The organism is Sagittula salina, assembly GCF_017813235.1.
GTDB lineage: Bacteria > Pseudomonadota > Alphaproteobacteria > Rhodobacterales > Rhodobacteraceae > Sagittula > Sagittula salina.
Map to the genome: position 1 here is coordinate 354,172 of NZ_JAGISH010000002.1, position 18,024 is coordinate 372,195.

At 63.4% G+C, this 18,024-nt stretch carries 16 protein-coding genes and 4 tRNA genes; 7 read left to right on the forward strand and 13 right to left on the reverse strand.

Annotation, left to right across the window (positions count from 1 at the left end; translation table 11 throughout):
* Positions 1-56 precede the first annotated feature (56 nt).
* Entirely contained in the window at positions 57-2,471 is a 2,415-nt protein-coding gene (gene lon / locus J5474_RS05655) for an endopeptidase La (protein WP_209359823.1), read from the forward strand.
* A gap of 71 nt (positions 2,472-2,542) precedes the next feature.
* On the opposite strand, the gene J5474_RS05660 is transcribed toward lon, so the two are convergent.
* Positions 2,543-2,743 (reverse strand): hypothetical protein, encoded by a 201-nt coding sequence (locus J5474_RS05660; protein ID WP_209359824.1) that lies wholly within the window; start codon positions 2,741-2,743, stop codon positions 2,543-2,545.
* A gap of 550 nt (positions 2,744-3,293) precedes the next feature.
* Here J5474_RS05660 and J5474_RS05665 point away from each other — a divergent pair.
* Both J5474_RS05665 and J5474_RS05670 read left to right on the forward strand, forming a co-directional pair.
* Positions 3,294-3,368, forward strand: a tRNA-Val gene (locus J5474_RS05665).
* Between the two features lie 124 nt (positions 3,369-3,492).
* Positions 3,493-3,568: transfer RNA gene (locus tag J5474_RS05670), tRNA-Val, on the forward strand.
* Between the two features lie 622 nt (positions 3,569-4,190).
* On the opposite strand, the gene J5474_RS05675 is transcribed toward J5474_RS05670, so the two are convergent.
* A complete protein-coding gene (locus J5474_RS05675) occupies positions 4,191-4,802 on the reverse strand; it encodes a hypothetical protein (protein ID WP_209359825.1) in 612 nt (203 codons plus the stop codon).
* Between the two features lie 485 nt (positions 4,803-5,287).
* Positions 5,288-7,303 (reverse strand): transketolase, encoded by a 2,016-nt coding sequence (gene tkt, locus J5474_RS05680; protein ID WP_209359826.1) that lies wholly within the window; start codon positions 7,301-7,303, stop codon positions 5,288-5,290.
* Between the two features lie 251 nt (positions 7,304-7,554).
* Here tkt and J5474_RS05685 point away from each other — a divergent pair, with 251 nt between their 5' ends.
* Both J5474_RS05685 and J5474_RS05690 read left to right on the forward strand, forming a co-directional pair.
* Positions 7,555-8,379 (forward strand): hypothetical protein, encoded by an 825-nt coding sequence (locus J5474_RS05685; RefSeq protein ID WP_209359827.1) that lies wholly within the window; start codon positions 7,555-7,557, stop codon positions 8,377-8,379.
* Entirely contained in the window at positions 8,376-8,777 is a 402-nt protein-coding gene (locus tag J5474_RS05690; RefSeq protein ID WP_209359828.1) for a cell division protein ZapA, read from the forward strand. Before J5474_RS05685 ends, J5474_RS05690 begins: the two co-directional genes overlap by 4 nt.
* 129 nt (positions 8,778-8,906) lie before the next feature.
* Here the strand turns inward: J5474_RS05690 and tpiA are convergent, their stop codons facing one another.
* The 9 genes from tpiA to J5474_RS23105 all read right to left on the reverse strand — a co-directional run bounded on the left by tpiA (position 8,907) and on the right by J5474_RS23105 (position 16,188).
* Complete coding sequence (gene tpiA, locus J5474_RS05695; RefSeq protein ID WP_209359829.1) at positions 8,907-9,656, reverse strand: triose-phosphate isomerase; 750 nt, start codon at positions 9,654-9,656, stop codon at positions 8,907-8,909.
* Positions 9,657-9,770: 114 nt separating this feature from the next.
* Positions 9,771-10,094 carry a TfoX/Sxy family protein gene (locus tag J5474_RS05700; protein ID WP_209359830.1) on the reverse strand — a complete coding sequence of 108 codons (324 nt, stop codon included), beginning with the start codon at positions 10,092-10,094 and terminating at the stop codon, positions 9,771-9,773.
* Positions 10,095-10,225: 131 nt separating this feature from the next.
* The gene (locus J5474_RS05705) at positions 10,226-10,612 is read right to left on the reverse strand and encodes a HesB/IscA family protein (protein ID WP_209359831.1); all 387 of its coding nucleotides are present in this window, start codon (positions 10,610-10,612) and stop codon (positions 10,226-10,228) included.
* Between the two features lie 92 nt (positions 10,613-10,704).
* Positions 10,705-12,396, reverse strand: coding sequence for a mechanosensitive ion channel family protein (locus J5474_RS05710; protein WP_209359832.1), 1,692 nt, complete (start codon positions 12,394-12,396; stop codon positions 10,705-10,707).
* Positions 12,396-12,521, reverse strand: a complete 126-nt coding sequence (locus J5474_RS22980; RefSeq protein WP_280842491.1) for a hypothetical protein — start codon at positions 12,519-12,521, stop codon at positions 12,396-12,398. Before J5474_RS22980 ends, J5474_RS05710 begins: the two co-directional genes overlap by 1 nt.
* Positions 12,522-12,928: 407 nt before the next feature.
* Positions 12,929-13,291: an SUF system Fe-S cluster assembly protein gene (locus J5474_RS05715; protein ID WP_209359833.1), complete on the reverse strand. Its 363-nt coding sequence runs from the start codon at positions 13,289-13,291 to the stop codon at positions 12,929-12,931.
* Positions 13,288-13,617 (reverse strand): integrase core domain-containing protein, encoded by a 330-nt coding sequence (locus tag J5474_RS23225; RefSeq protein ID WP_425342859.1) that lies wholly within the window; start codon positions 13,615-13,617, stop codon positions 13,288-13,290. The genes J5474_RS05715 and J5474_RS23225 overlap by 4 nt, the downstream gene beginning before the upstream one ends.
* An 84-nt stretch (positions 13,618-13,701) precedes the next feature.
* On the reverse strand, positions 13,702-15,120 hold the full coding sequence (gene rimK, locus J5474_RS05725) for a 30S ribosomal protein S6--L-glutamate ligase (RefSeq protein WP_209359835.1): 1,419 nt from the start codon (positions 15,118-15,120) through the stop codon (positions 13,702-13,704).
* Positions 15,121-15,297: 177 nt separating this feature from the next.
* A complete protein-coding gene (locus tag J5474_RS23105) occupies positions 15,298-16,188 on the reverse strand; it encodes a LytTR family DNA-binding domain-containing protein (protein ID WP_209359836.1) in 891 nt (296 codons plus the stop codon).
* A gap of 259 nt (positions 16,189-16,447) precedes the next feature.
* Between J5474_RS23105 and J5474_RS05735 the strand changes: the two genes are divergently transcribed.
* Together J5474_RS05735 and J5474_RS05740 are read left to right on the forward strand one after the other, a co-directional pair.
* Positions 16,448-16,524: transfer RNA gene (locus J5474_RS05735), tRNA-Asp, on the forward strand.
* Positions 16,525-16,696: 172 nt separating this feature from the next.
* Positions 16,697-16,773: transfer RNA gene (locus tag J5474_RS05740), tRNA-Asp, on the forward strand.
* A 462-nt stretch (positions 16,774-17,235) separates the two neighbouring features.
* Here J5474_RS05740 and mepK read toward each other — a convergent pair.
* Positions 17,236-17,802, reverse strand: coding sequence for a peptidoglycan L,D-endopeptidase MepK (gene mepK / locus J5474_RS05745; protein WP_209359837.1), 567 nt, complete (start codon positions 17,800-17,802; stop codon positions 17,236-17,238).
* Positions 17,803-18,024: the final 222 nt, after the last annotated feature.

Sequence of the window (18,024 nt, forward strand, 5' to 3'; positions counted from 1 at the left end):
GCCACGCTGCCGCCGTGCGGGGCCGGGGCATCCTGCCAAGAACAGGAAACGCGAGCATGAAACAGCCTCTGAACCCATCCTACCCGGTGCTGCCACTGCGCGACATCGTCGTGTTCCCGCACATGATCGTGCCCCTCTTCGTGGGCCGCGAGAAATCGGTGCGTGCACTTGAGGAAGTGATGAATGATGACAAGCAGATCCTGCTTGCCAGCCAGATGGACCCGTCGGTAGACGACCCGGATGCCACCGGTATTTACAAGGCGGGCGTGCTTGCCAACGTCTTGCAACTGCTGAAGCTGCCCGACGGCACGGTGAAGGTGCTGGTCGAAGGCCAGAGCCGCGTGCGCATCGCGGAATACCTTGAGAATGACCGTTTCTTCGAGGCGAAGGCAGAGTACCTGACCGAGATGCCCGGCGACAAAGCCGCCATCGAGGCCCTTGTGCACACCGTTGCCGAAGAATTCGAGCGCTACACCAAGGTAAAGAAGAACATTCCCGAGGAAGCCATGGCGGCCGTTTCGGAAGCCACCGAACCCGCACAACTGGCCGACCTTGTGGCCGGGCATCTTGGCGTGGACGTCGGCCAGAAACAGGAACTGCTGGAAACGCTGTCGATTTCCGAACGGCTGGAAAAGGTCTATGGCCTGATGCAGGGTGAAATGTCCGTCCTGCAGGTCGAGAAAAAGATCAAGACCCGCGTGAAGTCGCAGATGGAGAAAACCCAGCGCGAATATTACCTGAATGAGCAGATGAAGGCCATTCAGAAGGAATTGGGCGACGGCGAGGAAGGCGAGGGCGAAATTGCCGAGCTGGAAGAGAAGATCGCCGAGACGAAACTGTCCAAAGAGGCCCGCGAAAAGGCCGACGGCGAGTTGAAGAAGCTCAAGAACATGAGCCCGATGTCGGCCGAGGCAACGGTAGTCCGCAACTACCTCGACTGGATGCTGTCGATCCCGTGGGGTACGAAGTCGCGCGTGAAGAAAGACCTCGGCCGTGCACAGGCAGTTCTGGACGCGGACCATTACTCGCTCGACAAGGTTAAGGAACGCATTGTCGAATACCTTGCGGTGCAGGCGCGCAGTCAGAAGCTGAAGGGCCCGATCCTGTGCCTCGTGGGCCCTCCGGGGGTCGGCAAGACGTCGCTGGGCAAATCCATGGCGAAGGCCACGGGGCGTGAGTTCATCCGTATTTCGCTGGGCGGCGTGCGTGACGAATCCGAGATTCGCGGCCACCGCCGGACTTACATCGGGTCGATGCCGGGCAAGATCATTCAAGCGCTGAAGAAGGCGAAGACCACCAACCCGCTCATCCTGCTCGACGAGATCGACAAGATGGGGCAGGACTTCCGCGGCGATCCGGCTTCGGCTATGCTCGAAGTGCTCGATCCGGAGCAGAACTCGACCTTCGTCGACCACTACCTTGAGGTCGAATACGACCTGTCGAACGTGATGTTTGTGACGACGTCGAACAGCTACAACATGCCGGGTCCGTTGCTGGACCGGATGGAGATCATCGCGCTCTCGGGCTACACCGAGGACGAGAAGATCGAGATTGCGAAGCGGCACCTGCTGGAGAAGCAGACCAAGGCGCATGGACTGAAAACGAAGGAGTTCACCGTCGAGGAAGCCGCTCTGACGGACATCGTACGCTATTACACGCGTGAAGCCGGAGTGCGGAATCTCGAACGTGAAATCGCAAAGCTGGCGCGCAAGGCGGTGACAAAGATCGTCAAAAAGGAAACGGATCGGGTCGTGGTCTCGGCCGACAACCTCGACGAGTTCCTGGGCGTGCGCAAGCATCGCTACGGGCTGGCCGAGGAGGAAAACCAGGTCGGCGTAGTGACCGGGCTTGCCTGGACGTCAGTTGGCGGCGATCTGCTGCATATCGAGGCGCTGAAACTGCCCGGCAAGGGTCGGATGAAGACCACGGGCAAGCTTGGCGACGTGATGAAGGAGTCGATCGATGCCGCGTCGTCCTACGTCCGCTCGATTTCCCCGAAAATCGGGGTTAAGCCGACGAAGTTCGACAAGATCGACATCCACGTGCACGTTCCCGACGGCGCGACGCCGAAGGACGGGCCATCCGCCGGTCTGGCGATGGTGACGTCTATCGTTTCGGTGCTGACGGGTATCCCGGTGCGCAAGGATGTGGCGATGACGGGCGAGGTATCGTTGCGCGGCAATGCCATGCCCATCGGTGGTCTGAAGGAGAAACTGCTGGCGGCGCTCAGGGGGGGGATCAAGACGGTCTTCATCCCCGAGGAGAACGAAAAAGATCTGACCGACATCCCGGATAACGTGAAGGAGGGGCTGAAAATCATTCCCGTGAAGCACGTGTCCGAAGTGCTCGATGCCGCGCTGGTTTCCAAGCCGGATTCGATCGAGTGGGACGAGCAAGCAGAGGAAGCCGCCGCCGCCGCTGCGGCAAAGACGGCCTCAGAGGACAGCCTCGGCAGTTCCGTGGCGCACTGAGCTTACACCTGAAAAAGAAAGCCCCGACGCGCAAGCGCCGGGGTTTTTTCGTGTTTCGCTCCTGTAGCCAATCAGTTGGCGACGGCGGCGCTGAAGACGATGATGGTCATCAACCCCAGCACGAGACCGGCGGAGGGCGCGCTGCTGGAGGCGGCCTCTTCCTCGATCACGACCGGCGGCATCATCGGCGGTTCGGAAGGTGCGTCGTAACTGCCCGCCTGCGATATGGTGGCGGCGGTTGCGAACACAGCGGCAACGAATATTCTTATCATCTGGTTGATCCTTTACTCAGGGACACCGGAAGACATTGGCCTCACATCCGCGTGAGTCAAGCAGGTCCCGAGCATATGTGACGTTTTGGCTGGTCTGTGACTTTTGCAACGGGCTACCGCTGTCAAAGCGATATGCCTTGTAGACGGCGGGGTGAGACGCACGGCGTCTTGATGGCCGGACTGTACCGTCGGGCCAAGGCGACCCTTGAACTCTCATAAGACGGATGGAAGATTGTGCGCAGGAGATCAATCCACACTGGCGGCGGAAGACGTCGGCGTGGTCCTTTAATGGACGTGGAAGCCGACACAGCCGTTGGGCCTCGCTTTTGCGCGTTCCGGTGCGGGAGGACGGATCCCAGGCCGCCACGGAAGCGGTCACACGTGGGGATGCGTTTCGGGCGGGCGTCGGACCTGTATCCGAACAATAGTAGGATGGAGAGAGGCAGGAACAGCCGACTTTAAACGCTTCCGCCCAGCATCCTGTAGGGAAATATTTCTGCGCAACCCCCCCTTGCGCAGTCACCCGAGTGAGTCTAAAAGCCGCGCTACCGGGTGATTAGCTCAGTGGTAGAGCGCTTCGTTCACATCGAAGATGTCAGGAGTTCAAATCTCTTATCACCCACCAGATTACCTGAGGCGCGCCCCGTAAGGTGGTGCGCCTCTTGCGTTTTTCCGCCGTGTGGAGCGCTATAAAAGGTCCGCGAAGGGGCTTGCCAGTGCCGCCGCTTTTGGCTAAATCAGCGGAACGCGGGTGGTTAGCTCAGTTGGTAGAGCGCTTCGTTTACACCGAAGATGTCGGGGGTTCGAGTCCCTCACCACCCACCATCTTTACCTTCCCCAAGAGATCGCTCCTGACTCCGTTTCCGGACGGTATCCCCGCGTGTGTTAACGCGGCGCGCGCGGTTAATGCTGCGGGCGGTCTCCAGATGTTGTGTGGGGCCCCGGGGGGAGGCTCCAGCCGGTAAGGATTGGAGAGGGGCCTTAACGGGTCATAATGGGATGAACCGGCCGGTTCGGGTGGGTTTTCCGGCCGGTTGTTAACGGGTGTTCGGTGGGGCCGGTGGTTAACGGGCATTAAGGGTAACGATTGGGGAATTGGGCGATTTGCGGGCCTTGCCGGGGAACGTCGGCTCGCACTCTAACTCTAACAGAGGTTCGTGGCCGGTTTGGGCAGGTGTTCCGGGTCAAGGCGCAGAGTTCGATGTCGCGTTCGACCTGGGCGAGGATCCTGGGAGGCGGCGGACTGGACGGAGGCGAAGCGGGCCGAGGATGCGGACCGGCGGAGGGCCGCGAGTTTCTTCCTCCGCTGGTGGAGACGCTGGACAAGGAAGGGCGGTCCCTCGGTGCCTTGAAGTGATGCGGATAACGGTGCGGTTGGAGCGGTGCGTTGCCTGCGAGCACGCACTCTAGAGCATGCTGGATATTCCACACCCTCTCACTACGAGGATCAATCGGAAAACCGTTTGGGAACTCGCATATACTGATAATCTACTGTGCAATCAGCCAACAGAAAACTTACGTTCTGAATTGCAAAAAGTCTCCAGCGAACGCCGTACAGAAGCAGGCGCTCAATTGTTCCCCAGTCAAACCTCTCCATGGTGTGTTGCAATTTTTCCTTTTTGGCGGAGTCGGAGTGAAAGAACTTCGAGTTGAAGACTTGATCACACAGGTCGTCAAACGGTAGACCGTGCCAGTCTACAATCGGAATCGAAGACCATGTGCTCCGCGCATGCGCAATGGCTCTGCGTGCTGGCGAATCTGCAAAGTAGCGATCCATTTTATTTATGATGCTTTTAAAATGCGTTGGTTCATCTTGCTGATGGAAAACGCGATAATCCATACTTAGCCCTTTGAGGCGATGCCTTGGAATGTATTCACCACCTGATCGTACGCCGTTACTAGTCTTTTCAAATGTGTTAACTGCGATCCTTTCCTGGCCGACATAATCACGATAGTTGTCTCGTAACTCTGCGTGGCGTGTTCGAAACTGTCTGAAGCGCTGAATCGTTTCGCTGTCTATTCGCTCTGCAGAAGGGGAGAGTGTGTACTCGGTGGGCAACTGATAATTTTCCTTAGTTTAGTAGCGTGGAAATCGGCTCGTCAAACTGGTCTTCTCGTCCATCCTGCTTATAGTTTTGCGCGGAAGCAAGGCTGACAGCCGCCGCGCCGTCGCCGGGCCGCCTCCTCGGCCCGGCGATTGGACAGGGGGTCGCTGCCGACGTGAGCTTTTTCGGCGTTGGCGAGATAAAGTGGTCGCCAATCCGGTGGAGCGCCGGACCGCGGCCCGTCATGTCGGAGACATGCTTCCAGCATGATGGCGCGGCTTTGCGTGGTTGGCGGCGTAGAATGGTGGGCTGGAAACCCGCCCTACGGATTTTTGCACGGTATGTTTTTGCCACTGAGGTGCGCGAGAGGTCTGGCGGAGGATGGTGCGTGAAATCACGCACCCTACGGAGGGCTTGGAGGGCATGAGAAAGGCCCCCGCCGGGTGGTGGGGGCCTTTGGTGTTGAAGCGGTAGGTGGGTTGGAAACCCACCCTACGGGTCAGAGCAGGGCTTTGGCGGCCTCGGCGACTTTGGCCGAGGTGATGCCGAACTGCTCGTAGAGAACTTCGTAGGGGGCGGAGGCGCCGAAGCCGGTCATGCCGATGAAGGCGCCTTTGTCACGCTTGCCGCGCTCGCCCGTGAGCCACTTGTCCCAGCCCATGCCGCAGGCGGCCTCGACGGCCACGCGCACCGGACCGGCGGGCAGGACCTTGCGGCGGTATGCCTCGTCCTGCGCCTCGAACAGTTCCCAGCAGGGCATGGAGACGACGCGGGTGCCGATGCCTTCGGCCTGCAGCGCGTCGCGGGCGGCCATGGCGATCTCGACCTCCGACCCGGTGGCCATGAGGATGACCTGACGCTTGCCCTCGGCGTCGGCGAGGACGTAGGCGCCCTTTTCGACGAGGTTGGCGTTCTTGTGCTCCGTGCGCACGGTCTTCAGGTTCTGGCGGGTGAGCGAGATCACGGAGGGGGTCGCGCTTTGCGTCAGGGCGATTTCCCAGGCCTCGGCGGTTTCCACCGCGTCGGCTGGGCGGAAGACCAGCGTGTTGGGCGTGGCGCGAGAGATCGCCAGGTGTTCGATCGGCTGGTGCGTCGGGCCGTCCTCGCCCAGACCGATGGAGTCATGGGTCATGACGAAGACCGTGGGCACGTGCTGGAGCGCGGCGAGGCGCATGGCCGGGCGGGCGTAGTCAGTGAAGGCCATGAAGGTGCCGCCGTAGGGGCGGATGCCGCCGTGCAGCGCCATGCCGTTCATCGCGGAGGACATGCCGTGTTCGCGGATGCCCCAGTAGACGTAGCGGCCCTTGCGGTTGTCCGTGTCGAACTTGCCCATGTCGCCGGTCAGCGTGTTGTTCGAGCCGGTCAGGTCGGCGGAGCCGCCCGCCGTTTCCGGCATGATCGGGTTGATGACCTCGAGCGCCATTTCCGACGCCTTGCGGGTGGCGACCTTGGGCGTGGTTTCGGAGACTTGCTTTTTCAGCGCCTTGATGGTGGCGGAGAGTTTCTTTGGCGTGTCCCCGGCCATGGTGCGGGCGAATTCCGTCTGGCGGGCGGCGGACTGTTCGGACAGGCGCTGTTCCCAGGCCTCGCGGTCGGCGGCGCCGCGGGAACCGATCTCTTCCCACCAGGACTTGATCTCGGCGGGGACCTCGAAGGGGCCGGTGGTCCAGCCCCAGGCCTCCTTTGCAGCGGTGTTCTGCTCTGCGTTGGTCAGCGCACCGTGGCCCTTCGAGGTGTCCTGCGCGGCGTGGCCGAGGGCGATATGCGTCTTGCAGGCGATCATCGAGGGACGGGGGTCGGTCTTGGCGGCAGCGATGGCGGCGTCGATGGCCTCCGGGTCGTGGCCGTCGATTTCCTGCACGTGCCAGCCGGAGGCGGCGAAGCGTGCGGGCTGGTCGGTGCGGTCCGACAGCGAGACCTTGCCGTCGATGGTGATGTCGTTGTTGTCCCACAGCACGATCAGGCGGCCGAGTTCATAGCGGCCGGCGAGGCCGAGCGCCTCGTGGGAAACGCCCTCCATCAGGCAGCCGTCACCGGCGACGACATAGGTGTGGTGATCGACGAGTTTCTCGCCGAAGCGGGCGCGGAGCATTTCCTCCGCCATGGCGAAGCCGACGGAATGCGCCAGCCCCTGGCCCAGCGGGCCGGTGGTCATCTCGACACCCTTCAGGAGGAAGTTCTCCGGGTGGCCGGCGGTCTTCGATCCCCACTGGCGGAAGGCCTTGATCTGGTCGAGAGTCACCTCCGGGTCGCCGGTCAGGTGCAGGAGCGCATAAAGCAGCATGGAGCCGTGACCCGCCGAGAGGATGAACCGGTCGCGGTCATGCCATTCGGGCTGCGAGGCGTCGAACTTGAGGTGCTTCGAGAACAGCACGGTGGCGACGTCGGCCATGCCGATGGGCATGCCGGTGTGGCCGGAATTCGCCTGTGCGACGGCGTCGAGCGCCAGCGCGCGGATCGCGGTCGAGCGCATCCAGTGTTCCGGGTTGCGGGTGCGAAGCTCTTGGATATCCACCGTGATGTTCCTTGGTTTGCAGCGTTTCGCGCTGAATAGCAGCGATCGGCGGAAAGGCAAGGTTTGGCCCATGAAACCACGGATTCGTGGTTGAAAACCGCCTGCTAAGGTCTTGGGATTTATGGGGGGCGCAATTTCCACGATCCCTTGGTAAACTTTGCCCAAGGGACCGTGGGTTGATTCGCCGCGCGAAGTCGTGTTGCGCGAAGATGTCATGACAAGGTCCGTCAAAGATGGGGGCGAGAGGGCAGATGACCCAGATCGACGATTTGCAGGCGCGGATCTCGCGCGCGCTGGACCGCATCGGTTACGGGCTCGAGACATTCGAGCCGGGCGCTGGTTCGGGCGAAACCGAAGCGTTGTCAGCCCGCGTGGCGGAGCTGGAGACGGCGCAGGCAGCCGCTGAGGCCCGCGCCAATGCGGCGGAGGCTGCGGCGGAGGCAATTCGTGCGCAGCTTCAGGCGGATATGGAGCAGGCGGTCGAAACCGCGCTGAACGAGGCGGCCGCCGGGCAGGAGATCGCCGTCGCCGAGGCCGTCGAGGTGGCGCTGAGCCGCGCGGCGGAGGAACGCGATCGCGCGCTGGCCGCGATCCGCGCAGAGGCCGAGGCGGCCATTGCGTCGCATGGTAGCGTCGGCGAGGCGGACGCCCCAAGTACGCCCGCGGTGCCATCGGCGGATTGGGCACGGGTGGAGGATGAGTTGCGCACGCTTCGCGAGGCCTTGGAGGATGAGAGAATCGCCAACGCACAGCTGACCGAGCGCATGCGCCACCTGAAGGAACGGATACCGCAGGCAGCTGCGGCGCCGTCGGGCCCGCAGAGCATCGCCGCGCTCGACGCGGAGGTGCAGCGCCTGCGCGCGGCCAATGCCCAGTTGGCGGAGGCCAACGGCAAGCTGCGCGAGGCCAATGCCATGGGCGTGGGTGACACGCAGCTGATCAACAAGGCACTCGCGGCGGAGCTGGAGGCGATGCGCGCCAGCCGGTCGGTGGACGCCGCCGAAACGCAGGCGCTGATCGAAGTGCTGGAGCCGTTGCTGGCCGAAGCGGGCGTGACCGAGGAGGCAGGCGCATGAGCCAGATCGAGGTGGAAATCCAGATCGGCGGGCGGAGTTTCGAAGTCGCCTGTCAGGAAGGCGAACAGCAGTTCCTGATCTCGGCGGCCGCACTGCTGGACACGGAGGCGCAGGTGCTGGTCGAACAGATCGGCCGCATCCCGGAGGCGCGGATGCTGCTGATGGCCGGGCTGATGCTGGCGGACAAGACGGCCGGGCTGGAGGAGAAACTCCGTGAGTCGGAGGCGCAGCTGCGCACGATGAAGGCAGAGTTGGACGCGGCGAAGGCGGCCCCGGCTCCCGCGCCCGAAAAGGTCGAAGTGCCGGTGATTCCGGCCGATCTCGTGGATGCGCTGGCGGAGATCGCGGCCCGCACGGAGTCCCTGGCCGAGACGGTAGATGAGAAACTGAACCCCTGAGGGCGCGATGCGCCCCCCGCGCCGGAAGTGGGTTGTTGACCCGAACCGGGAGTCCGCGCGATCAGGCTCCCGGGGCCGGTCTTCGTGGGCGGGCCGTCTGGACCATGCGTGAAGTTCGGGCGACGCGGTTTATCCGGCGCTGGTGTTCAGGGCCGCGATGATGGGAACAAAGTCCGCAGCCTTCAGAGAGGCGCCGCCGACCAGCGCGCCGTCGACGTTGGAGACGGCGAAGATCTCGGCGGCGTTGGTGGCCTTTACGGAGCCACCGTAGAGCAGGCGAACGGAGCCCCCGATGCCCGTGCCAAAACGGTCTTCGAGGCCACGCCGGATGAAATCGTGCACTTCGCCGATCTGGCCCGTGGTGGGGACCTTGCCGGTGCCGATGGCCCATACAGGTTCATAGGCGACGACGAGTTTGTCGCCGGTCGCATCGTCCGGAATTGAACTGGCGAGCTGGTCACCGATAATGTCGAGGGTCTTGTCCGCGTCCCGCTCGGAAAGGGTTTCGCCGATACAGACGATGGCCTTCAGCCCTGCCGCCCAGGCGGTGCGGCACTTGGCCTGCACGAGGGCGCTTGTTTCCTCGTGATCGGTGCGGCGCTCGGAGTGGCCGAGGATCACATAGTCGGCGCCCACATCCTTCAGCATGGCCGCGGAAAGATCGCCGGTATGCGCGCCGGAGGCTGCCGCGTGGCAATCCTGTCCGCCAATGGCCACCGTGCCGGAGCGGGAGCGGGCGGCGTGGATCAGCGTGGCGGGTGGGCAGATCAGTACCTCCGCCGGGCCGTTGACGGAGGTTTCGGCGATGGCTTCGAGCGCGTCCAGCGCTGCCATGGTGCCGTTCATCTTCCAGTTGCCTGCGGCGAGTTTGGTTCGCATATTCGTCCCCTCGATCTGTCGGGAGGAAGTGTCACGGTCATTGGCGGGAGGTCAAGGGCGCGTGCGCCCGGCCGGTATCCTGTGGCGACCCGGTCCCGCGGCCGGATGACCCGGTCAAAGATGCTTCAGCGCGCGGCGGGCGAGCGCCACCGCTGCCTCCGGGTCGTCCTCGCAATCGGTGGGCAGCGTCCAGTAGGGCATGGCGACGGGGCGCCCCTCCTTGCGGGTGTAGGCCCAGCGGGTGCAGCCCATGGCGTCGAGTTCTTCCATGAAGGCCCCCGCACCCTTGATCAGGATACCGAGATCGGAGTGAAGCAGGGCAAAGATCGTGCCCCGGTGATAGAGGCACAGACCCCCCATCATGCGCCGCGTCGCCAGGTCGCCCAAGCCAGAAAAGAGATCGGTGGCAAAGGCGATATCCTCGGGCGTGACGCTCATGAGGGCGTGCAGCCTTCGACGGGGGCGGTGGGGGGCAGGGGTTTCACGGCGCCGGGCTTTGCAGGGGCCGGGCTTTGGAGGGACCGCGGTGTGGAGGCCAAGCGTCCCGGCGTCGCCCGCGGCCCGGGCGGTCAGGCATCCTTGCCGGCGCGTTCGGCTTGCAGTTCCTCGATATCCTTGAACTTGATGGACTCGCCACAGCCGCAGGCGTCCGTCACGTTGGGGTTGCGGAACTTGAAGCCGGATTCAAGCAAAGATGTTTCGTGGTCGATCTCGGTGCCGAAGAGGAACATCTGCGCCATGGGCGCGATCAGCACGCGGGCACCATCCTGTTCCACGACCTCGTCGTTGTCGTCGGGCGAGTCGACATACTGCATGGTGTATTCCATGCCCGCGCAACCGCCCTTTTTCAGACCGATCTTCAGGCCGAAGCGGCCCTCGCGGTCCATCAGCTTGCGGATCTGCTTGACCGCGGAGGGGGTGATGGTGACGGGGGATTGGCCGGGAATGCCGAACATGAGGTGTCCTTCGGAGACGAATGTGTGCGTTCGACAGACAACTTAAGCCCTGCAGCCCGGTTTCTCAAGCCGGGGGATCGCTCGCCGTGCTGTCAGGCGGCCTCGGCGGCGGGCACATGCGGGAAGATCGTCACGTTATCGTGTTTCTCCAGGTCGTTCAGTCGCCGGATCAGAGCCTCTCGCGCGATGCAGGCCGCATCCCACGAGGTGTTCGGATCGGCGCAGGGCAGCATGAACCAGACCTCCATGCCAAAGACATCCTGCCCGGTGACGCGCACGTAAGCCTTTTCCGGGTCATCGAGCATCTCTGAGTCGAGTTCGGCCACCACCGCATCGAAGGCTTCGCGCAGCCGGTCGAGGTCGACATGCGGAGCGAGCTTGAACTTCAGCATCCGCAGCATCTCGGGTTCCTTCAGGGTCCAGTTCTCGAATGGTGTCGATACGAATTCATTGACCGGCACGACGATACGGACGCCTGACCATTCGCGCAGCTGAACGAAGGTGAAATTGATGCGCTCCACGTGGCAGAGCTTGTCCTTCCAGACGACGCGGTCGCCGATGCGCGCGGACTGGTTCAGCGCGATCTGGAGCGACGACAGGATGTTGGACAGGATGGTGCGGGCGGCGAAGCCGAGAACCAGGGTGAGAACCCCGGCGGACGCCAGCAGGGAGAAGCCGTAGGTGCGGAAGACGTTGGCGGAGGCGAGAACGATGCCGAATCCGAAAAGCGTGACGACGATCACCAGAATCCGGCGCACGGCGGCCAGACGCGTGGCGCGGGTGCGGCTTTCGTCGAACTGGCGGCCGGTGAGGTCCATATCCTCGAAGCCCGTGATCTGGTCGAGGATGACCTCGATCACATTGAGGATCAGCATCAGCGCAGCGGTGACGAAACCCGCCGCGATCAACGGCGTCAGGACGGTATTGAGCCGCCCTGAGAAGACGAACAAAGTCTGGGTGCCGATGGAGAGCACCAGCGTTACGGCCACGATGATAAGAGGCGCCCGGGCAGCGCGGAAAGCATGGCGCAGGATGCGATGTTTCGGATATTGGCCGAGCCGTCCGAGCCCCTTCGACGTCAGGTGCCCGGTCATGGTCGCCAGAAGGATCAGCAGTGGCAGGCCGATCACCTCCCACCACATGAGATTCCAGAAGGCATCCTGACGCAGCGCGTCGGGCAGCCATTTTTCGAAGGATGACGGGCCGAACGCGTCATAGAGGCGCGGAATCTTCTGCACCGTCTGACGGGAGAAGACCCATACCGGCGCCTTGCCCTCGGCTTTGATCCGCTCCAGCCGGATGGCCGCGGGGATGCCGTCAAGCTCGATCTCCCACAGAAGGAGAGAGCGGCGTTTCATCCCGGCGGTGGCGGCGTTGGAGGTTTCACGCGCATCCAGTGCATCGGGCCGGTCGATGATCTGACCCCAGTCGATCACCGCGCGACGGTTGAGAACCGAAAGCAGCTGGCGGGCCAGGCGGGCCCCTTCCTCTGCCTGTTCGGCCTCGGGGATGTCCTGAAGGTTCAGCAGGTGGCCGAGCATTCGCTCGCGGTCTTCCGGATCGCCAAGACGGTCGGTGCCGCGCAGCAGCGCCTCGACCGTGGCGCGGGGGGTGGACCGGTCCAGCCCGTTCGGCACGGGTCCAAGACCGGGATTGAGGCGGTCGACTTCGAACCACGGAGCATCGCCGCCGGAGCCGGTATCCTGAGCGGATACACCGGCGGGATGCAGCGCGAACCAAAGCGCGGCGAGCAGCAGCGGGACGGCGTTCAAGAGCCCCCGCATCAACGCGCGGCCATCATGGTCGGGGTGTCGAACCAGTGCCTGCCAGTGCCGGGCAGGCTGGCGTTCATCGCCACAAGGAAGGCGGCGGCAACGAAGAGGAGGGCAAGTTCATGTCTGTGTCGCATGCCTCGCAAACGTACGACGGGGCAAAGGGTTCCCTTGCGACAGCCGCGAGGGTGGTGGCGCGACGGCAGAGCCGGGCGCTGCCAAGCCACGGTGGCGCGGCTAGGCGGGAGGGGCGCTGCCCCCGTGGCGCCTGCGCCGCGCCTGCCCCGGAGGCATTCTAATCAACCTGCCCCGGAGGCATTCTAATCAAGAAGAAACAGGCGCGCGTGGCGGCACCACGCCGGGCAGTGCCGTTCTGAAAGCTCCGCTGACAGACCCTGTGCCGGAGCTCGGAACGAGCGATTGCGCGCTGTTTGCCAAAGTACACGGGCGCGACGCGCCGGGCGCGGCTTTGGGGCGCGACCCGGCAGACCGTTCCGGCCTGAAACCGGGAGGAGGTGGCGGGGGGGCGTCGGACCCCGCAGGTTCACATGAAGCCCAGTTCCAGCCGGGCCTCGTCTGACATCATGTCCATGCCCCAGGGCGGATCCCATGTCAGGTCGACGTCAACATGCTTAACGCCTGCGACCGGTTCGACCGCTTCGGCTACCCATCCGGGCATCTCGCCCGCCACGGGGCAGCCCGGCGCGGTCAGGGTCATGACAACGCGAACCTCGTTCTGGTCGTTGATCTCGACGGTGTATACGAGGCCGAGGTCATAGATATTTACCGGAATTTCAGGGTCGTAGACGGTGCGGCATGCCTCGACGACCTGGTCGTACAGGGGGTGATCCGTGCTCGAGGGCGCGATCAACGGGGTGCCTTCGAGCGGGGGGCTCGCTTCGGTCATGTCTGTCCTCGTCGGTGGAAACCTGAGCGTTCATATAGGGAATGCGGGCGCCGGGGTAAAGACCCCCGGGGGGCTGGGCATAGGGACGGTACTGGGACGGTTCTGGGAGGGACCCGCGCGTAGTCCGCCGGAGTCTGGTAGCCCAAAGCGGATTGCGGGCGCCTGGAATTGCAGTCGACGATCCTGGCCGCGATCACGGCACAGGCAAGAGCCAGAGTCCGGACCATGGTCTCGATGAGCCGCTCGTCGCGCATCCGACCGTTGAGACTCTCGGCAGTACACCTTATTCCCAATGGGAATCCATTTCGATGTGCTCTGCTCCCCAACGCTGGACAGCCGGAGACTGGATTTTTCCGGCTGTTTCACGATGACGGGCTGGTGACGTCGTCCGGGACCGCCCCGGCGCCGCGTCACTCCTCGTTCTCGGTCTTGATGCGGCGGCGGACCGGGGTCGGGCGCACCTTCGATTCAAGGTGTTCGAAGACCTTTTCCGCGACGTTCTTTCCAGTCGCGGTTTCGATTCCTTCGAGCCCGGGCGAAGAATTCACCTCGAGCACCTTCGGCCCGGCCTCGGATCGCAGCAGGTCGACGCCCGCGAGGTTCAGCCGGAAGGCGCGTGCCGCGCGCAGGGCGCTTTCACGCTCTTCTTTCGAGATGCGCACCACGGATGCGTGCCCACCACGGTGCAGGTTGGACCGGAAGTCGCCTTCCGCGCCCTTGCGTTTCATCGCGGCGACGACTTTGCCGCCCACCACGAGACAGCGGATATCCTCGCCGGCCGCTTCCTTGACGAAATCCTGGACGAGGAAATTTGCCTTCAACCCGCGGAAGGCGTCGATCACCGACTCGGCGGCCTTTTTTGTTTCTGCCAGCACGACGCCCTTGCCCTGCGTCGATTCGAGCAGCTTCACGATCAGCGGTGCGGTGCCCACCAGGCGCATGAGAGACAGCGTGTCCTTGGGCGAGGCGGCAAAGGCGGTGTTGGGCATGCCGATCTTGTGGCGCGCCATGAGCTGGTGCGCGTAAAGCTTGTCGCGTGAGGCGGTGATCCCCTCGGAGCCGTTGAGGCAGAAGGTACCGATCGTCTCGAACTGGCGGATAACGGCGGTCCCGTAGGAGGTGATCGAAGCGCCGACACGGGGAATCACCGCGTCGTAGCGCGGCAGGCGCTTGCCATCGTAATGCACTTCGGGCGTGAGCGCGTTGATCTGCATGTAGCAGCGCTGGGTGTCGATGACTTCTACTGTATGACCGCGCTTCTCGCCCTCTTCGACGAGACGGCGGGTTGAGTAGTTGTCCTCCCGCGAGAGAACCGCAATCCGCAGCGAACGATTCGGCGCGGCGGCGGTCACCCGGGCGGTGTTGTAGACGTCCCACGACAGGCGTGGCTGCTGAAAACGGTCGGTGGCGACGATGGTGATGTGGTCCTTCAGCGCCTCGCGGCCCAGAAGCATCCGCGAAGCCATGGAGGATCGATCAGTCAGGGTCAGTTCGATGCGCCAGCTTTCGTCGCCCACCCGGATGGTGGAGGCGATGACGTAGCGCATTTCGGATTCGCCGTTCGACGAGGTCACGGTCCGGCGGTCGATGATGCGGGCCGAGCAGGGAATCACCAGGTCCTCGCGTCCGGGGACAGGGTGTACGGTAAACCGGACCTTTGGCGCGCTGGAGGAACCGAAAGTCTCGATGTCGAAGGCATGCAGAGCGGAGGTGCGCGCACCGGTATCGACCTTCGCGCGGAGCGCGGGCAGGCCGAGGTCGGGCAGCGACACCCATTCCTCCCAGCCGAACCGGATGGTGCCGGACTGGTCTTCGGGCGAGTCGGTCATGGGTCTTTCCCGTTGTCGGGCCGCGCCGGACCCGCATTGGGCGGCAGCGGTGCGGCGTGATTTGCTGGTTGGGACGCTACCTAACGTGCCGGCGGCGGCTTGTCATGTGCGAAGCATGCGGTGCGCGGCCAGACATTCCGCCCGGGATCGAGGTCCGCAGCACTGGGTTCGTGCGGGTCAGGTGGCTTCGTCGAGCCAGTCGCGGACCTCGGGGAGGCGCGAGCGGGCCACCGGCACACGGGTGCCATCATCAAGGCGCAGCACATGCTTCTGCCCGTCGCGCTCAAGCTCGCGCGCGACATGCCGCGCCACCCACCATGAGCGATGCGGCTGGATGCCATCCTCCGGCGCGGTCTGGGCCACAATGTCTGACAGGCGCGCGCGATGCGTCAGGCGCTGGCCGTCGAGCGTGACATGGACGTGGTGTTCCTGCGCCTGGATGTGGCGTAACTGCGGCAGGGGAACGGGCTCCGCGCCGATGAGGATGTGGCGAATTGGCTCTGCTGGCGGCGCACCGCCGGGGTCTTGCGGGAAACCAGCGCTTTCAGGGTGGTCTGCCTCGAGCCCGATGGGATCCGGCAGTGTCGTTTCCAGACCGACATCGGGGCGCACATAGCGCATGTATATCATCACGAAAGTCTCGGCGACGATTATGTAGAACCACAGCTGCGGGAACAGCGCGAAATTGACCGCCCCGTGGGAGCTGAAATGGAGCAGCGCCTCGCCCAGGGAGACTGGAAGGATCATCGCGGTGGCGGTAATGAGAATACCGGGCAAGACCATCGTGCCGATGGCGCTGAGAACAGCGCCACACAGAAGAAGTACCAGACCGTGGCACAGCAAGAAGGCGGAGAGCACCACCGCCCAGATCCCGAGAGTCGCACCGAAGTTGATCTGCCCCAGTAGGCCGGGCGCGTCGGTGGCGACAAGGATGGAAAAGACCAGCGCGAGGTAGGTCTGCGTGCCGCGATGGCCCAGCAATTCAAAATAGTGGAGCGGCGACATGCTCACGCGACCGCCGAAGCTGTCGTAAAATTCGATGGGCGTGGTGAGGATGGGTCTTCGCACTATTGAGCCGTGGTCGTCTGGAAATGTCCTGACGCTTTTCTGCACCAATTTCCCACGGCCTGCAAGAAATGACAGGTACGTTTGTCTGTGCGAGCCGCTTGACGAACCATGGGATGGCCCTGCGCAGGAGGGGGGCAGTTTGCGTGTGAAAAAGCTGCGAAAAGGTTTTCGAAAGCGCTTGACGGGGGAGGGCGGGTTCCATAGAAGGCCTCTCACGCCACGGGGCAGACGCTCCGACGGCGGCCAGGAACGGCAGAGAGCGGTTGTAGCTCAGTTGGTTAGAGTACCGGCCTGTCACGCCGGGGGTCGCGGGTTCGAGCCCCGTCAACCGCGCCACTGCCCGATCTTCGAAAGGCCCTCGCGAAAGCGGGGGCTTTTTCGTTTTTCGACTTTTGATCAATGGGTTGCGCTAGCGGGGGTGACGTTTGGTCACCAGTCTTTACGCCGTGCCAGCGTGTTTTTTACGCTTGACCCCCAACGGTCAGCGAGGCTATCAGGCCCCCATAGCGCGGTTGTAGCTCAGTTGGTTAGAGTACCGGCCTGTCACGCCGGGGGTCGCGGGTTCGAGCCCCGTCAACCGCGCCACTTTCTCCTTTTGGATATACGTTGAAGGTATGCGGGTTTGCGCCCGCCCTTTGGCGTTTTCGCCCTGTCGGGGGTTGGCGGTCGCTATCGCATTGCGGCGTCCGCCGGGATGGATTTTCCAGAAATTGCGCCGGCAGCCAGAAATTGCGCCGGCAGATGGAACCGATCCGAACGGGCCGGAGTTAGATCGTCAGAATGTCCGGGAGGCGGGATTGTTCTTGGGCGCGGTGCGATAACGAAGTGATACGGGAGGATCTGATTTCGGGCGACAACGGCCGCCAGCGGATGTTGCAGAGATCGGCCGGCTCTCTGGGTTCGTCAGGTTTTCCTGACTGTCCGCGCCCCGGGTTTTCTGCGAAGGATTCGCTCGCGGGGGCTTCGCTCCCTGCGAACGACAACTTCGGGACAAGAAAAGGGCGCCTCGCGGGCGCCCTCGGATGGTGGATGGTAATGAGGTCGGTTTTACGCGCCCCAATTGCGCACGGGGCCGCAATCCATATGAACGAAGTTGGAGCCGGAATAGCGCCCCACACCGCCTGCATGACAGGCTGCGGCGGCCTTTGCCATCTGGTTGACCGAGCGCGACGCCAGGCGCAGATCGGCGGCCTGGCCGCGCAGGTGACGAGAGTTCTTCGCGACCCCCGAGGACCGCGACCGGAGCATGGCATTGGTCCTGGGCGAACGGTAGCCCGAGATCAGCATGTAGGGTTCGGTGCAGTCCATGAGGTTATGCGCCGCGCACATGATATCGACCGTGCGCGCGTCGATGTTCTTGATGTCGTTCGTGCGCCAATCGCGCATGAAATGGTTGATCTCCTTGAGGGCGTCGGCAATGTACTGCCCTTCTACCCAGTAGATCATGTCGATGCGTTCGCCGGTCCGGCCGGAAAACATGCGCAGACGACGAATATCGCCCGCGCCCCGGAGAAGACCGGCGGCGTTGGAGTAGGTAGGGGCCGCTGCCGCGGCGGTCGCCGCAAATGCGCCGAGAATGCCCCGGCGCGTGAAGCCCGTGTTCATTTCTGTCATGTGAAGCGCCTGTCCCGTGGTCGCTGTTACCTGTTTTCGCGCGGGTCGTTGCCGCGCTCTGCCATCTATCCCCAGATGCCGAAGTCTGTATGGCACGAATCGCGCGTCCTAGAAATAGCGATTTGTAATGAATAATTGGTTGCAAGGGGAAGTTGGCAGAATCTCGCGCAAGCGCCACGGACTGTGGCACGCATGCGCGCGGCGACACCCGCTGCCGCGTTG

What these genes read in the sequence shown, in the direction of transcription:
- J5474_RS05710 (WP_209359832.1), bottom strand. Translation starts at nt 12,396, where the DNA reads ATGCGGGGGCTCTTGAACGCCGTCCCGCTGCTGCTCGCCGCGCTTTGG.
- lon (WP_209359823.1), top strand. Translation starts at nt 57, where the DNA reads ATGAAACAGCCTCTGAACCCATCCTACCCGGTGCTGCCACTGCGCGAC.
- tpiA (WP_209359829.1), bottom strand. Translation starts at nt 9,656, where the DNA reads ATGCGAACCAAACTCGCCGCAGGCAACTGGAAGATGAACGGCACCATG.
- J5474_RS22980 (WP_280842491.1), bottom strand. Translation starts at nt 12,521, where the DNA reads ATGCGACACAGACATGAACTTGCCCTCCTCTTCGTTGCCGCCGCCTTC.
- J5474_RS05700 (WP_209359830.1), bottom strand. Translation starts at nt 10,094, where the DNA reads ATGAGCGTCACGCCCGAGGATATCGCCTTTGCCACCGATCTCTTTTCT.
- J5474_RS05660 (WP_209359824.1), bottom strand. Translation starts at nt 2,743, where the DNA reads ATGATAAGAATATTCGTTGCCGCTGTGTTCGCAACCGCCGCCACCATA.
- J5474_RS05685 (WP_209359827.1), top strand. Translation starts at nt 7,555, where the DNA reads ATGACCCAGATCGACGATTTGCAGGCGCGGATCTCGCGCGCGCTGGAC.
- mepK (WP_209359837.1), bottom strand. Translation starts at nt 17,802, where the DNA reads ATGACAGAAATGAACACGGGCTTCACGCGCCGGGGCATTCTCGGCGCA.
- rimK (WP_209359835.1), bottom strand. Translation starts at nt 15,120, where the DNA reads ATGACCGACTCGCCCGAAGACCAGTCCGGCACCATCCGGTTCGGCTGG.
- J5474_RS05715 (WP_209359833.1), bottom strand. Translation starts at nt 13,291, where the DNA reads ATGACCGAAGCGAGCCCCCCGCTCGAAGGCACCCCGTTGATCGCGCCC.
- J5474_RS05690 (WP_209359828.1), top strand. Translation starts at nt 8,376, where the DNA reads ATGAGCCAGATCGAGGTGGAAATCCAGATCGGCGGGCGGAGTTTCGAA.
- J5474_RS05705 (WP_209359831.1), bottom strand. Translation starts at nt 10,612, where the DNA reads ATGTTCGGCATTCCCGGCCAATCCCCCGTCACCATCACCCCCTCCGCG.